The organism is Amycolatopsis sp. NPDC000009 (assembly GCF_055563465.1).
Genome location: NZ_JBVHDI010000022.1, coordinates 115,226 through 129,745, shown reverse-complemented (window position 1 = coordinate 129,745; position 14,520 = coordinate 115,226). Strand labels below are relative to the sequence as shown.

The 14,520-nt window shown below is 63.2% G+C and carries 9 protein-coding genes and 1 pseudogene; 4 read left to right on the top strand and 6 right to left on the bottom strand.

Annotation, left to right across the window (positions count from 1 at the left end; translation table 11 throughout):
• Positions 1-262 precede the first annotated feature (262 nt).
• Entirely contained in the window at positions 263-1,432 is a 1,170-nt protein-coding gene (locus ACZ3HL_RS37555) for a hypothetical protein (protein ID WP_465536215.1), read from the top strand.
• A 460-nt stretch (positions 1,433-1,892) separates the two neighbouring features.
• Here ACZ3HL_RS37555 and ACZ3HL_RS37550 read toward each other — a convergent pair whose 3' ends face one another.
• Entirely contained in the window at positions 1,893-2,777 is an 885-nt protein-coding gene (locus ACZ3HL_RS37550) for a hypothetical protein (RefSeq protein WP_465536214.1), read from the bottom strand.
• 756 nt (positions 2,778-3,533) lie between these two features.
• Here ACZ3HL_RS37550 and ACZ3HL_RS37545 point away from each other — a divergent pair.
• Complete coding sequence (locus ACZ3HL_RS37545; RefSeq protein WP_465536212.1) at positions 3,534-3,971, top strand: hypothetical protein; 438 nt, start codon at positions 3,534-3,536, stop codon at positions 3,969-3,971.
• Positions 3,972-3,984: 13 nt separating this feature from the next.
• Here ACZ3HL_RS37545 and ACZ3HL_RS37540 read toward each other — a convergent pair whose 3' ends face one another.
• Complete coding sequence (locus tag ACZ3HL_RS37540; protein WP_465536210.1) at positions 3,985-5,112, bottom strand: hypothetical protein; 1,128 nt, start codon at positions 5,110-5,112, stop codon at positions 3,985-3,987.
• A 147-nt stretch (positions 5,113-5,259) separates the two neighbouring features.
• Here ACZ3HL_RS37540 and ACZ3HL_RS37535 point away from each other — a divergent pair, with 147 nt between their 5' ends.
• Positions 5,260-5,991, top strand: a complete 732-nt coding sequence (locus ACZ3HL_RS37535; RefSeq protein WP_465536209.1) for a sugar phosphate nucleotidyltransferase — start codon at positions 5,260-5,262, stop codon at positions 5,989-5,991.
• Here ACZ3HL_RS37535 and ACZ3HL_RS37530 read toward each other — a convergent pair.
• From ACZ3HL_RS37530 to ACZ3HL_RS37520, 3 genes and pseudogenes are all read right to left on the bottom strand, one after another.
• Positions 5,957-8,689 (bottom strand): WD40 repeat domain-containing protein, encoded by a 2,733-nt coding sequence (locus tag ACZ3HL_RS37530; RefSeq protein WP_465536260.1) that lies wholly within the window; start codon positions 8,687-8,689, stop codon positions 5,957-5,959. The genes ACZ3HL_RS37535 and ACZ3HL_RS37530 overlap by 35 nt on opposite strands.
• Positions 8,690-8,731: 42 nt before the next feature.
• Positions 8,732-9,400 (bottom strand): annotated as a pseudogene (locus ACZ3HL_RS37525) (NB-ARC domain-containing protein); the annotation flags it as partial.
• Between the two features lie 121 nt (positions 9,401-9,521).
• Positions 9,522-10,475, bottom strand: a complete 954-nt coding sequence (locus ACZ3HL_RS37520) for an aldo/keto reductase (RefSeq protein WP_465536207.1) — start codon at positions 10,473-10,475, stop codon at positions 9,522-9,524.
• Between the two features lie 743 nt (positions 10,476-11,218).
• Here ACZ3HL_RS37520 and ACZ3HL_RS37515 point away from each other — a divergent pair.
• Positions 11,219-13,660 (top strand): hypothetical protein, encoded by a 2,442-nt coding sequence (locus tag ACZ3HL_RS37515; protein WP_465536205.1) that lies wholly within the window; start codon positions 11,219-11,221, stop codon positions 13,658-13,660.
• 612 nt (positions 13,661-14,272) lie between these two features.
• Here ACZ3HL_RS37515 and ACZ3HL_RS37510 read toward each other — a convergent pair.
• Positions 14,273-14,401, bottom strand: a complete 129-nt coding sequence (locus tag ACZ3HL_RS37510) for a hypothetical protein (RefSeq protein WP_465536203.1) — start codon at positions 14,399-14,401, stop codon at positions 14,273-14,275.
• Positions 14,402-14,520 lie beyond the last annotated feature (119 nt).

The following is a 14,520-nucleotide window of genomic DNA, read 5'->3' as shown; positions in this document are numbered from 1 at the left end:
GCGGGACTGCGCCGTTCGAGGGACGACGAGGGCTGCGGTGAGGAGCCGCCCGCAGGCCGGTCGCAGGGGAGGTGCGGGATGGTGCGCAGGCCACGACCGGACAGGGCCCGGGTCCGCCGAGAAGGCCCCTTGCCTGTGTCGACGGTGCCTCCGCGGTACCGGGACTGCACCCGTCAGGCCGCCCGTAAGGGCATTGCGGGCCGTCACGGGTCCGTTCGACGCTGTCCGACAGGAGTTCTTCCGGTGCAGCGGGGAGCGGCGAATGCACGAACGGGCGGAATCGGACCGGGACGCACCTGTCGCTGCTCCACAGCGAGTGGTGCCCGCCGCACGGCAGAGCCCGGAGACGGCGATCGTCGCGTTGCAGCGCACAGCGGGCAACTCGGCGGTGGTTGCCGCGCTGGCCACTGGCGGGCCGCTTTTCGTTCAGCGGGGCAAGAAGGAGAGGAAGGCAAAGCGGCAAGCGGCGAAGGAGCAGGAGACCGCCAAGTCGGACCGCCGCCGGAAGGGCAAGAGTAAAGCGGCCGAGAAGGTGCAGGAGGACGAGCGGGAGAAGGAACGGGAAGATGAGCGGGAGGACGAGCGTGTCGAGGCCAAGCCCTCTTCGGAAGACGCCAGGTACCACGCCGCCCTCAGCTACCTGGACAAGGAGCAGCGGGCCAGGCTGGCGGCGAATCCGCACGGCCGCGCACTGTTCATGTTGAAAGTCGACGAACTGATCGGCCTCGGCCAGGAAATACCCGTGAATATGCCCGAGGAGGAGGGCGCGCCCACCTCTGCCGACGTGGAGGAGGGCGAGTCCGACTCGGCCGAGAGGACACCGGAAGACCTCGACCGGGCCTACTACGAAGACGTGGTTCGCACCGCCTTCACAGGCGCCGCTTTCGGCTCGGGCTTCGACGAAGGCGGTGGCGCGCACAGCACCTGGGCGTTCAAGAGGACCACTTCGCAGCAGGCCGCTCTGCGGCTGGCCCCGGACTCACCGTGGGGGATGCAGACTTCGCTGCACCACAAGATCTCCCGCCACCAGCTGGGCAAACTCCACCAGCGGGCGCAGGACGACCAGGACGCCGGCCCGTTTCGCGATTACCTGGCGGGGCTCGCCGAGAGGATGAGGAAGCCCCCGGGCGTCGATCAGCGCAGGTTGTTGCAGAACATGCCGGGTAATTTGGAGATGGGGCCCCAGGCCGAACAGCGGAAGGACGACCCCGGTTCCGGTTTCGACGGCAACTACGCGAGCGGCAAGCTGACCCCGCGTTCGAGTCGGCTGGACCAGGTCGACGGGATGATCGACGAGCAGAAGATCGACTGGCGTCGAGTGGCAGCCCTGCTGGCCGAGGTAGAAGTCCTGCACGGCGGCGAGGACCTGAGCCCGCCCGACCCAGGCAAATGGGCGAAGAGCGGTTCGAAGTGGCACAAAAAGAACGACTGATGGCGAACAACTGGCGGCTTGAACCGGACTCGCCAGCAGCTCACCGAAGCCGGCGACCGATGCGCCGGAGTCTTGCGGGTCGAGGCGGCACTGGCGCCGCAGGACTCCCGCAAGCAAGCGGACGCCAACTTCTACCGCGCGATCTGGGCCCCGATCTCCGGGCCGGTGAAGCCCTCAGGGGTCGATCTCCGCCCCAGCTGGGACGGTGGCGGCGATGGCGAACAACGTCATGCGCCGCATCGAGACCTTCAAAGCCATCGCCTGCCTGGGACCACTGGGCCCACGGCCACGACGGCTGCGCCTGGGCAAAGATCACCGGAGGCATGCTCCTGGGCCTCGGATTGGGAAGGTAGGCCAACGAGTACTCGCCGCTGCTGTTGAGCTCTTTGCTGATATGACGCAGCGCAGGACATGCGGGCCGCCTGGCGGGCAATCGCGAAACTGACCAGCGGATTGGGGCCTAGTCAGGCCACCGCGACCTGTCGCAGGATGGCTGATGACGGAGCCGCCGCGTCCCGGGCGGGGCAGCGCCCTCCAGGCCGAGGGCATCCTGCTGGCCGAACCCGGCCGCGCCGAGCCGCTCTACCTCGCGGCCGATCCGTGTGATCACCGTGCCCAGCGGCACGTGTCGCAGGTTCGGGTGCACGTCCAGCTCACCGCGTCGGATCGTCCCCAGCACCTCCACAACGGCCTGGCTGAAGTACCCGTTATAGGCGGGATCGCGGGGTCCGGTCGCCGCGATCACCCAGGCGCGGGCGGGCTCGGCGGCGCCTTCCAACCGCCAGCCATGCCGGGTCGCCGAGCCCGAATAGCACAGATCCAGCAGGAACAGCGTCGGCGGACGATCCGGGAAATCCTCGACCCATGACAGCCAGTTCTCCACCCTCGTGTCCAGGTCATGGCCGCCGTCAGCGCCGATCGCATACAGACCGGACGGCAGTACCTCGCCGTGGCTGAGCAGGTGTACCACCAGCACGTCCCCCGGCCCGGCCGACGTGATCACCGATCGCAGCCGCTCGGCGAGCTCAGCGGACCCGACCACCGTAGCGAATGCCCGCCGCCGGCAGGAGCCGGCGAGCACCACTAACGAGGCGATGATCAGCAGTTGTGGCATGGTGTCCTTGGCCCCGGCGCACCCCTCCCCCTTGTCCCAGGCAAGGCGGACGACCAACTCACGCAACTCATCATCGACCCTTGGCCGTCCAGGCTGGTTGGGGTAGGTCCATTTCCGGGGAACCAGGCGGCGATGCCACGCCAGCAACGTGCCCGGCGTGACGATGCGGTGACGGCGCAGGTCACGGGCAATAGCCGCGCCAATGCTGACAAGACCGCACGATCTGGCCACGAGGGACGCGGTCGGCGGACCTGACGCCGCAGGATCGACACCTCGTGCCGGAGCACCAGTATCTCGACATCCTTGGCCCTAGCGGACCGAGCAAGTAAACCTACCAGCCGAACAACCTAACCATGATCAAATACATCAGTCGAAACAGCACAGCCGGAGAGCATCGCATAACCCTCACACGAACAAAACAGCAGGTTAGCGAACCACGGTCGAGTTATGGCACGGTACAGGCGATCGCGAAGAGCGCCACTCCACCCTCAACGAAATTCGGTGGCAACGGTGGCGAAGAGCCGAATTCCCGTTTCACACCGCGTTCCTGGTGTTGCTGGCGGTGGTCTTCGGGTGTCTGATCGGCGGTCTCACGTTCGCCGCCTCGTTCAACCTTCCCTCTGCGGTCATCGCGGGGCTCAGCACCGCGGGCGTTGTCCTGTACTTCAGCAACAAGATGATCGACCGCCAGCAGTGTCGAGAACCGAGATGCTCGGTGATCCGCCACTCGCCGTCGAGCAGCCTCGCTGACGCAAGATGACCCAAATGTCCGTGCAGGAGCACCTTTGCCTATTCGACGAGTCGGCCAGCGAGATCTTCGGCTCCCGACTGCAAGGTCGAGATCAAGCTGGTCCTCTACCTCAACGGCAGCAGGCCACCCGAGGACTGCGCCCTGGGGAGGGATCACCCCTAGCAACCCTGGTCCGCCAGATCAGACTGGAAATGAATCGATGGCGAGCCTACCCTCTCAGCAACGAAAGGGGCGCAATGTCCGCGAGAGTTCGCCACGTATGCACTTGGTCGGTCGCCGTCGGTTCTTCGCTGACCATCATCGCCTTGATTATCACAGCGATTTTCGATCTACAGGTGGGTGACAGCACATCTAGTGTGATCGCGGGCGTGGCTGCTGTCATCGGACTAGCGATCTCAATGATCACCTTAATCAGGGCTTCGGACCCGGTTCGGACACCCACAGCAACACCCGCTCAGGTTCGTTCAAAGGGCCGAGGCGCTATTGCAGCGGGTGGTAACATTCACGGGAACGCGATCGGCAAGAACGCCAAGGTAACGGGCACATCGAGTGCATCGGCTCCAGCCACCTCCCCGACCTCACCCCGGACCGATGTTGCCGCCGAAGGACTCAGAGCTTTGAGCGCGGGCGGCGACATCGTCGACAACGCGATTGGCGAAGACAGCGAACGATAAAGGGCGCAACGTTTCAGGATAGCCGCACGGACTCGCCAGCTTTCTGCTCGTGCTGCAAAAACCCGTGCCGGGAGTACGAGGCAAGCTGGACTAGGTCTACGACAGGTTCGCCAGGTGTGTGAGACCTGATGAGGTGTAGGAACTGCTGCATTCCGCCGTCGAACGCCCTAGGGACGACGTCGCCGTGATCCAGCAGAGAGACTCCAGGCTTCAAGCTGTAACTCTGACCGTTGAGTTCCAGTTGGTCTTCGGACTGCGTGAGGTGCAGCGCGCGTGAAGCCGTCATACCCCAGCCGTGGGGAACCACAAGTCGCGTTCCTCCCTCCAGCAGTCGCACTCTGTTCAGGCCGCCGTCAACTGGACGGAAGATGGTAATCGGCTGGCCGACCGAACTGAAAACGGGAACTTCCTCACCCGGCTCACACAGGTAGCAGCCAATAACTGCGGAGGTCGGTGTAGGCATGAAGTAGTGATGTTTGTGATACTCGTCGGTCATGCGAACCCGATCGTCGAGCAACATCGTGGCGATAAAACGGTGACGCACCACATTGAACTCCTGAAGCATCTGCGCCATCTGTGCGAAGAGTATTGCCCGGTCGCCGACGAGCAGGCGGATGCGCCGGTCGGCCCCGAAGACGCAGATCGAATTCTCATACCAGTTCCCGACTGTGGGACTCAATCCGTTGAACTGATCCTTGAATTCTTTCTCATTGCTGTGCAGCAGCAATGCGTAACGACCATCGGAGCCACGACGACAATTCAGGATAAAATGATTCCCTCGATGGAAATTCCACTGATAACTACTGTCAACCTCGATCCGCCGTCGCAATTTCTCGATAGCACGACCAGTAAAAGCGACACCCGGGTTGCGGTCCAGCCAAAATATCGACGACGTATCAATGTTCATTGTCGTATCAACAGGGACCACCGGCACGCAACATTTCCACTCTACGAAACATCCTGTGGCAAAACCACCCCCCAGGCGCAGTACATCGTAAGGAATTCCCAGGTCGGCAGCAGGTATAATCTGACACTCAGCAAGCGGATCTAGATTACGCAGCGCCGCCAAAAGTAATGACTGAGTTTTCTGCAAATAGGGAAGCAGAAGAGCCTGCGCAGGGTCATCCGCGATAATCTCCATAAGATCCGACACAACCCGCCCCCTGTCGCCTCGGTATAGATCGCCTACTATATCACGGCAGACTCTCCCACTCTAGGCACGAGTCGCCACGATCCCAATACACGGAAGGAGCAATGAACATCGTTGAAAGTAAGGTAATGTCACCCTATGCTGACTTGCGTCATCTTGGCAGGGGGCCGCGGCACACGAATGCATCCTCTCACCGAAAATCAACCTAAGATCTTGCTACCCATATCCGACGGGAAGTTCCTAGATTACCAGCTGGATTGGCTTCATCGACAGGGAGTCGCTCGGGTCGTATTCTGCCTCGGCTATCTCTCCCATCTCATAGTGACCTATTTGAGGACGTGCCCCTGGAGGGACGTCATGGACCTGCGGGTGTCAGATGAACAGAAGCAGGCGCTGGGAACCGCAGGCGCAGTACGGCTCGCGATCGAAGCCGGACTCCTCGGGGATTCCTTTCTCACTCTGTACGGCGACACGCTTCCAGACATGGATCTGCCATCTGCTGTCGATGCGTGGCAGGAGAGCGGTCTGCAGGGAATGCTCACGGTTTACCGCGTCATTTCTGGAGCGGAAAAACCAACTGCACTCATTGAAGATAACAAGGTGACCGAGTTCGCGCGCGGCGGGCACCGCGATAATCAGCAGCTGTCACACGCAGACTACGGCGTGTCGGGATTTCACCAGGAGACATTCCAGGAGCTGACTGTGGGCATGAGATCAGGATTTGCCGCGCTCCACCGAGAGCTAGCGCGAGCCAGACAACTCGCAGCCATCGAAATCGGCGAGCCACCGATCGAGATCGGTTCGCACGCTGGTTACCGGGCCGCGTTATTGTCCCTTACAGGTCGTCCATGTCGGCCTCCCTCAGCCTGAATACGTATACTCCGGCAGAACCCGCCGCGGCGAGCAGCCACGCCCGACCGTGAGATACCCACGAGAGACGTCTGAGTGGGGCTGCAACGCGAACGCCGGTGATCGCACTCCCATCACGTAACCTCCACAAACCGAGATATCCGTCCTCACCGCAGGTGGCGATCACCGAACCGAACGGCGCAATCGCACAACCGCTGACTCGCCCACGTCCGGAGTGAACGGTATAGATCCGCTCCTTACCGGCGACTTTCCAGACACACATCACACCGTCCGGCTCACCAGCTGCGACGACGTACTCGCCATCTGGCGAAAAGTCACACACCCAGAAGGCGACGTCTTCATCGGCGACGAGCTGCCCTACGGCTTCGAGCGAAGCCGTAGCCCAAAGGCGCACCGCGCCATCGTCTCCTGCGGTGGCCAGCAGATCCCCGTTTGGCGACAGCTGGCAACCGAGGGCTGAACCGGCGTGCGCGCCTCTTAGCTGCCTAAGCTCACCGGTTCGGGCCTCGTAAACTGCGGCAGCCCCACTTTCCGAAACGGACGCGTAGCTGTCGCCCTTACATGCGCACGCCCAGAGTCGGCCGCCTGGTTCGTTCAGTTCCCTGACTTTCCGGCCGAGACTGGACCAGTGGCGCACTTTCCCGTCCCCGCCGACCGACAGGTAACCGTGCCCAGTGTCCTGGACCCCGAAGACCCTTCCGTTGTGCGCCGGCCACGATCCGACAGTGGTACCGTCCGCTGCACGCATCAGGGCCATCGTTCCGTCGGCGTATCCAGCCAAAACGCCCTGCTGGTCGACCGTCGCCGAGCAGCACTCGGCAGGACTGACCTCTCCCGCGTAGCAGAATTGAAGCTTACCCGTGGTCGAGGACCACCTGCGCACGGTCGCGTCGCCGCCACAGGTGTAGATGAACGCGCCCGAGGGGTCGAAGGCGCAGCCACCAACCCAGTCTGAGTGTCCCACCAGCAGATGCTGTTCCTCACCGGTTCGCGCGTCCCACAGCCGTGCGGTGCGGTCCTCCCCCGCAGACACCAGGTACCGGCCGCACGCTGAGAAGGCGCACCATCTGACTCGCCCTTGGTGCCCCTCCAAGCGGTGAACCACCCGACCGGTCGACACGTCGATTACCGTGAGATGGCCGTCGTTTCCGGCAGCGGCCATTTGCGTCCCTTGGCGGTTGAACACGCAGCACCGAACACGGCTCGACTGAAGTGCCAGCGTCCGCACGGCGTTCGGCTCGTCGACCCCCCAAAACCGGAGGCAGCCATCCTCCCCGCAGCTCACCACGCACGAATCGTCCGGAGCGAACGTACAGCCCCACTCGTATCCGCTGTTGCTCACATAGCTCCGACGTATCTCACCTTCCCAGGGATCCCAGACGGTTACGCGGCCCAGAGTGTCGACGGAAGCGACTGCCGTGCCGTCGTGCGACCAGGAGGCACACAGGACTCGGCTCCTCCGGTCACCCATCGCCCGCACCAAGGAACCGTCCTCGACGCGCCACAAACGCACGGTGCCGTCCATCCCCGTAGATACCAGATGCCTCGAGTCAGGCGAAAAGCTGCAGGATCGTGCTCTGCGGCGGTGGCCGTGCAATGCACGCAGCGGGCGCACCGTGGCGGCGTCCCAGATGATGATTAGCCCGTCGTCGGATGCCGTGGCCAGGTGCACACCGTCTTCAGACACGGCGATGTCGCCGATTGGGCCGGTGTGCTCTGTGCGCTGGAGAAAGTTCCGGTCGGGCAGCGTCCAATGCGGCGTCAGCATTGGGAACGTCGCTGCTTGCAGTCTCCTTTCGACGAGCTCCTCAAGCTCGGGCTCGTCACATATGCGGCTGAGCAGCGTAGCCGTGAGCGCCTGCGGATCCTCGGGCACGAGAACCTGGAGGCTATCCACGAGAGACCGCTGCAGGACCTGCGCAACCTTTGCACTCGATGCCTCCAGGGCTGCCACAGCAGGGAGCGCAGATCCCAGCGCTTGAACCTGTAGTTCGATCCACCGGAGTTCGATGACGAGTGCCTCGTACTCAGACTCCAGTCCGGCGCCGAGAAGGTGGGCCAACAAGTGCTCGATGATGAACGAGGAGTCATTGCTCAACGTCCACCACGCCGTCATGGTTCGCTCCGTCGGCAACTCCCTACGCCAAGCCTCGACTAGCCTGCGGTTGACCCGCACCAGTCCGGAAGCCCCCAAGCACTCGCGGAGGTAGTTGCGCAACACGTCATGGAGCTTGAAGCACGGTTCTCGGTCCTGCCAGGACAGCTCGATCAGCCGTAGGTCTGCAACTTTGGTGATGAGGGCACCGGCTTCCGCCGAGGAGAGGCCGGCGGACTGCGTCCACAACCGCATGGCGATCGACGCCGGGACCACAGCATCATCCCGGAAGATACCGAGCTCCAGATATCGTTCCCGCTGCTTAGGCTCCAGCAGGGACAAGCTGGTCTCGACGGCACGCTCGAGGCTGCCCACTTGATCATGGGCTATCGAGCTCGTTCCCTCAGACTTGAGTATCCGGAGGGTCCACGAGGTGACCTCGTCGATGCGTCCACCGGCTTGGACGAAGATTCGCATCGTCGCGTTGATCAATCCAATGACGAGCGGCCATCCGGCGGCGAACTTCAATAGCGCAGCCGCATCGTCGGAATCCTGTGGACTCAGACCGGCCCAGAGCGCGTCAGCTGCCTCATGTGCCACCATAGGGCCAATTTCCATGGACTCGCCAGTAGGAACAACTGCACGGTTCCTCGTGGTGAACAGACGTGGTGAGCCTCTCGCGCCACGGAGAAAAGGGAGGGCTTGTTCTCGTTCCCAGACGTCGTCCACGACCAAGACAGATTGCCCCGCTTCAGCCAGCAACTCGCCAAGGACTGCACCCGCTATCAACGGGTCGGACGTGGCGGGCCGGTGTCCGCCCACTGCCTCGCAGACGTCGCCTATGTACTCCGCCAGGCTGGCGCCTGTACGTGATTGACCGAGTGTCAACCAGAGAATGCGCGATGAGACCCGCAGTCTGAGCCGGTCATCCTGGCACACCTGCGCGGCCAGCGTCGTCTTTCCCGACCCGGCTCCGCCTTCTAGGATGACAACGCGGCCAGGGCCGTCCGCGATCAGGAGGTCAACGACCTTCGCACAGACTTCAGTACGCGGTGTGGACCCCGTGGGCAGCGCGGGCGGAAGTGCACCGAAACCCACGGGTAGTTTGTCGGCGCCGGCCTTAAGAACGAAGTTGTCCACTCTGACTGCGACACTGCCCGCACCGATAGCGTTACCCGTGAGGTCTCCGCCAGCGCCGACACTGTCTCGACCCGATGCCCGCACTCCGCCTCGCGAGGGCAGCACAACGCTTCCGACCTCCTGGGCAGGTTCGTGCCCGCTATCACGAGATCTTTTGAACGGCTCACCGAACATCCCTCTCCACCACGAGCGCCTCATAGAAACCACGTCCCGTGTCCGTGACCGCTGTACCTCTCGAAAGCGTGGGACGCTCCCGTCCCGGCGTCACCAGCGAGCGCGCACCCGATCGCCATGCTCAGTCGATCCGTAGCTGGCCGATGGCGGACAAGACGGCCGGGCCGACTTCTCTCGCCGGCGCGTTGATCCAGTCATCGATCTGCTCCGGCAGGCGCGCACCAACAATGGCAGCATCGACAGATTTCTGGTGTAGGACCCAGGCAACAGCAAGCTCCGCGACCGAGCAACCCTCTTTCCCGGCCAAGGCAGCCATCTCGTCTACCCTGGTCAGCTTCGCTGTAAGCTCCTCGCCGCCGAACCTCGGCGACCGTGCCCGCCAGTCGTCCGCGGCCAGCCTGCTCTTGTCGAAGTGCCCGGAAAGCAGGCCAGACGCCAGGGGCGAGAAAGCTAGGACCCTGGTGCCATTGGCCCGGCATGCTTCCAGGAGGGGCTCATCCGCTGGACGGAAAAGGTTCAGCCCGACCTGGACCGTATCCACATGCCTCACCGCGGAACATGCCTGATATTGGTCCAGCGAGACATTGCAGAGTCCGATCCACCGGACCTTGCCCACCTCGGCCAAGCTGACAAGGGTCCCCCAAGACTCTTCCAGCGGTACTACCGACTTCGGATCAGGACGATGGACCTGATATCCGGAGACATAATCGACACCGAGCCGTCGAAGGCTGGCAACGCACTCCGCTTCGATACTTGCCGGTCGCAGGTCGGTTCGGACCCTTCCCGGCGCACCCGGATCCCACACGCGGCCGCACTTGGTGAAAACGGCGATGGGATCACTAGCCGAGCCTTTCCGGAGAGCCTGGCCCACGACCTCCTCGGAGTGCCCTAGGCCGTATGCCGGTGCAGTGTCGATCCAGCCGATCCCGGCTTCCCGCGCGGCGTGAATGGTTTCGACGGACTTATCGTCGTCGACTGGCCCCCACCCGAACTCGTATGGTCCACCCATTGCCCAAGCACCGAGGCCGATCCGGGTTACCTGGCTGTCGATGTCGCTCGCGTCCACTTCGCTCACATGTACTCCTCAATTTTCGGTCGAAACCGTGATACCGGACCAGCCCTCTTCCAGAGCACAAGGCTGTGGAGCGGTTGCGCAGCGCGAGAATAGCGAAGCATCGCGTCGACGCGCCAGGTGGTTCGCGCCGACGCAAGAGCGATCAAACCAAGTCCAGCGCAATGGGGCCAGAAGATTATTGACAGTCTTCGTGAATTTCATGGCAGGCGGTAACGGCTCGGGCTTGTTCTCCCGCTACCTGTCGACGATTGCGCTCCATAGGCCTGTGGCCGGACTCGATCCCCCGGCGAGCGCGATATGTCGAGCGCGATATGTGTTGAGCACCCCATGGCAGACCAGGTGATCAACACCTCAAAATACCGGTCGGCCCGATGTTCACCCCAAAGAGGAGCCGCGACTGTTTCACCTCCCATCACAGGACTGCTTTCATGAGTCGCAACTCTCAGCATGAACGTTTCACACGGCTGCCCCGAGACAGCTGGACTGCGCAGTCGCGCAGCCTCCGGCACATTCGCAACATTGACGGAGAGACTCTCCGGCTCGGCGACGCATCTGGATTCAAGCCCTACAGACACCTTGCCGCTCAAGCCACTCATTCAGCTCCACCGCGAGCCCGTGCACCATGAGAAGATCACAAACGCGCGTCACGATCATCATCTACGGCCACCGTCCTTCGCTGGGAGCTGCACACCCAACCGGCGCTTCCAGTCGGTCCCGGTGAGCAACCTGGGTAGATTGAACCAATGAGCGGGAAGCGACATAAGGCGCACCGGGCGAGGCAGAAGCGCGAGAAGGCGCAGCGTCAGCGTGCCCTTCCCCACGCCGTATCAGACGTGGCCACCGAGATAGCTGTAATCGCCGACCGGTTCGCCCAGTACGTCGAAAATTCGAATGGCTACGAGGGCGCCGCGGAAGCCGCTCGTCAACGGCTGCGCAAGCTGACTCAGACGATCGAGCAGCGGGCCTGCGGCTTCGACCTGCTCAAAGCGGTTTCCGCCGTGCGCGTCGGAATGATCATGAAGCAAGGGAGCCACGGGGGCCAACCGTCTGCAACAGCCCTCGAAGTGATCGCGCTGGTACTGGCGTGCCGCGACCGCTCCACCGAGCCGGCCGTTGCTCACCAGGACCCCGCTCGGTTCACACCGGATCCGCTTGAGGGAGCCGCGCGGGAGGCTCTGCAGGTGGGCAGCTTGATCGGTATGTTCGAGTCCCCGCCGGGCAGCGCGGAGCAGGCTGTTGTCTTCCGGTCGGTGCAGCGCGAGGTCAACCTGCGAAACCCGGTCTACCCGCACATGCTGCTCGACACCTTGCTAGGTCTGTTCGGCGACGAGAAGGTCAACGACGTCTGTCGCGAAGTACTGGGATTTACGGGTCTAGAGGCGGTGCACGTGATGGAGGCGGTGCGCACCGCGCCACTCTCCGCGATACGGCAGCGGTTCTCTCGTATGGAAGAGGCCCGCGACGCGTCGCTTCCCTTCCTCGAGGCATTCCGACACGAAGATCATAATTCTATGCCAGAGCCTGATCCTGATGCCGTACGCGCGGCCCGGGAGACGTTCGATGCCGTGAACGACCTGACGACGAACATCTCCGATGCCACGCTCATCGACGTCAATGCAATCGCCTCACTGACGGGATACGAGCCGACCGTCGTCGAGGCCGTGCTGGACACCTTCACCCTCGACAGGGTACTCGGACCGGACGAGACTCTCGAACGCTTCTTCAACGGCGACAATCCACTGCGGACAGCCCCGATCGTGAGCGATCCCGCCGGTCGGCGCATGCTCGTCCACGACAGCCTGGCCCTACCCGCCGTGCGGGAGGTCATCGAGACCCGGCTCAAGGCGGCGGGCCGCATGACGGCCTACGAGGACCACCGTGGGCCGTGGGTCGAGAAAGCGGCGATCGACCTCCTCGAACGAGCCCTGCCGCATGCACGCGTGTACCGGTCGCTCAACTACTTTGTCCCTGACCCGCGAGCAGCGCAGCCACAACTCGAACCGGCCGATTTCACCAAGCGCGTCGAAGCCGACGGTCTTCTGGTCATCGACGACGTCGCGCTGATCATCGAGGTCAAGTCCGTCTCCCTCACCTGCGAAGCACGCCGTGGCGTCGCACGCCGGCTCCGCGGGAAACTTCGGGACATCATCACCTCGGCCGCCGATCAAGCTGGCCGTCTTCGTGACCGCATTCTTACCGACAAGCGCCTCCGCCTTGACAACAGCGAATGGCTCGACCTCAGCGGAGTGCGCGAGGTCCACACCATCGCGGTCGGCCTTGAAGACCTGTCCGGTGTCACCACCACCATCCCCGCTCTGCTCGCCGCAGGGGTTCTCCGTCGCGACAACATCCTCTGGACCGTCTCGATACACGACCTGCGCGTCGTATGCGAACTGCTCGACCGGCCAAGCGAGCTGATCCTCTACCTCCGCCGGCGCACCCAACCGGAAACCACGTGGAAATACCGGGCAGTCGACGAGCTCGACCTCTTCATGCTGTTCCTCGAAGCACACTTCTACTTCGAACCCGATCCTGAACGCCTCAACGCAGACCTACCGTGGTCGCTCGCACCGCGGACCGGAGAGCGGCGGCGACATCGTGACCAGGTCCCCCAGGTGGTTGAGAGCAGGACCGAACCACTTGACGCCTGGTACTACGCCAAGGATGAGGGCACCAACGCAGCCAAACCCAGCTACAACGCCGACGACGCCGTCCTCCACTTGGTTGATGCCATCACCGAAGCCGCCGAACCCGGCTGGCTGGCGACCTGTGTCGCGCTGCTTAGCCTGAACAAAGCAGCGCAGAGAAAGGCCGGCCGCCGCGCCAGCGATCTGGCCAGAGTTGTCCGTCAAGATGGTCAGCACCACTCCATGACGACCATGATGGGTGACGACACCGGACGGCACATGTTGCTCATCTGGGCCTGCATCGGACGCCACGAACAACCGGCCGAAGCAGCCGAGTACCTGACGCGTTACCTGAAAGCCAAGAAGATCCAGACAGGCGCTTACCGCGCGGCCTGCCTGGTCTTCGATAGCCGCGGCCGGACCCTGCAGCAGCTTCTGTACGACAACACGCCGGTGGATCGAGAAACAGTACTCGAATCAGAACCCGGCTTGTTCCCACTCGAACGGATGAGCCGACGTATTCCCCGTCCTGGACGAGTACGCGGACCGAAGCGGTAGCACGGCACCGAGCACAACGCCAGCCCCCCCCGACAGTCGTACGAAACGACGAGCAGGACACACCGCGCAACTTGATCAACTCGCGACCACGTGCGAGTGTTGTGATCCGAGTACCGCCTCCTGGCTGTGCCCTACGCAGAGACTTTCCGCTCTGCTCGTACCAACTTCACCAGGGCGCTCGCCCGGTCTGCACCTACTCCCAGCGCCTTCCGGAGGTTCTCAGCAGAGACCGGGCGCTCATACCGCTCACGATGCCACCTCTCCTCACGCCGTGCCCGCTCCAGCAACTCGGCTTCCACGTCCACGCCTTCTGCCTGCTCCGCCGAAGTGCTGCCTAAGTCGGCGGACTCGGGGCACATGCTTCCTGTGGGTGAGCTCGTGGCGCCCTCTGATCGCGCCATCGCCGCCTGCCGGAGGCCGGATAACGCCTGCTCCGTACCGCCCACAGCTCCACCAGACACTGCGGCGGCCCAGCGCGGATAAGAGGGCGGACACTCGTGAGGCGCAGGCACGGTCGACACAACTGACGTGGGCAACGCCGGGCGGCCCGGTCCTGCTCAGCGCCGACTCGAGCTCGTCAACACCCGCAGTGCGCATCTCAAGGGCCGGTGATTAGCCGACCAGCAGTGCGGAGGTGGCAACGTAGGCCTGTTTGACCTCGGTGAAGGTGCGCCAACCATCGAAATAGGCGAGCCGCCGTTCGCTGTCGACTACGGCCTGCGCCCGGCGCACTGGTGGCATTCCTCGTCTCCGACCGCGTCAGTTTCTCCACCGGAGCCGTGTACGACATCAATGACGGAAGGGCAACCTACGGACCTTTGTGGGACACGGGGCCTTCGAGTTCCTCCAGACGTATGATG

Excerpts from the sequence above, each read along its gene's own strand:
- ACZ3HL_RS37555 (WP_465536215.1), top strand. The coding sequence starts at position 263 with ATGCACGAACGGGCGGAATCGGACCGGGACGCACCTGTCGCTGCTCCA.
- ACZ3HL_RS37545 (WP_465536212.1), top strand. The coding sequence starts at position 3,534 with ATGTCCGCGAGAGTTCGCCACGTATGCACTTGGTCGGTCGCCGTCGGT.
- ACZ3HL_RS37540 (WP_465536210.1), bottom strand. The coding sequence starts at position 5,112 with ATGGAGATTATCGCGGATGACCCTGCGCAGGCTCTTCTGCTTCCCTAT.
- ACZ3HL_RS37535 (WP_465536209.1), top strand. The coding sequence starts at position 5,260 with ATGCTGACTTGCGTCATCTTGGCAGGGGGCCGCGGCACACGAATGCAT.
- ACZ3HL_RS37530 (WP_465536260.1), bottom strand. The coding sequence starts at position 8,689 with ATGGTGGCACATGAGGCAGCTGACGCGCTCTGGGCCGGTCTGAGTCCA.
- ACZ3HL_RS37515 (WP_465536205.1), top strand. The coding sequence starts at position 11,219 with ATGAGCGGGAAGCGACATAAGGCGCACCGGGCGAGGCAGAAGCGCGAG.
- ACZ3HL_RS37510 (WP_465536203.1), bottom strand. The coding sequence starts at position 14,401 with ATGCCACCAGTGCGCCGGGCGCAGGCCGTAGTCGACAGCGAACGGCGG.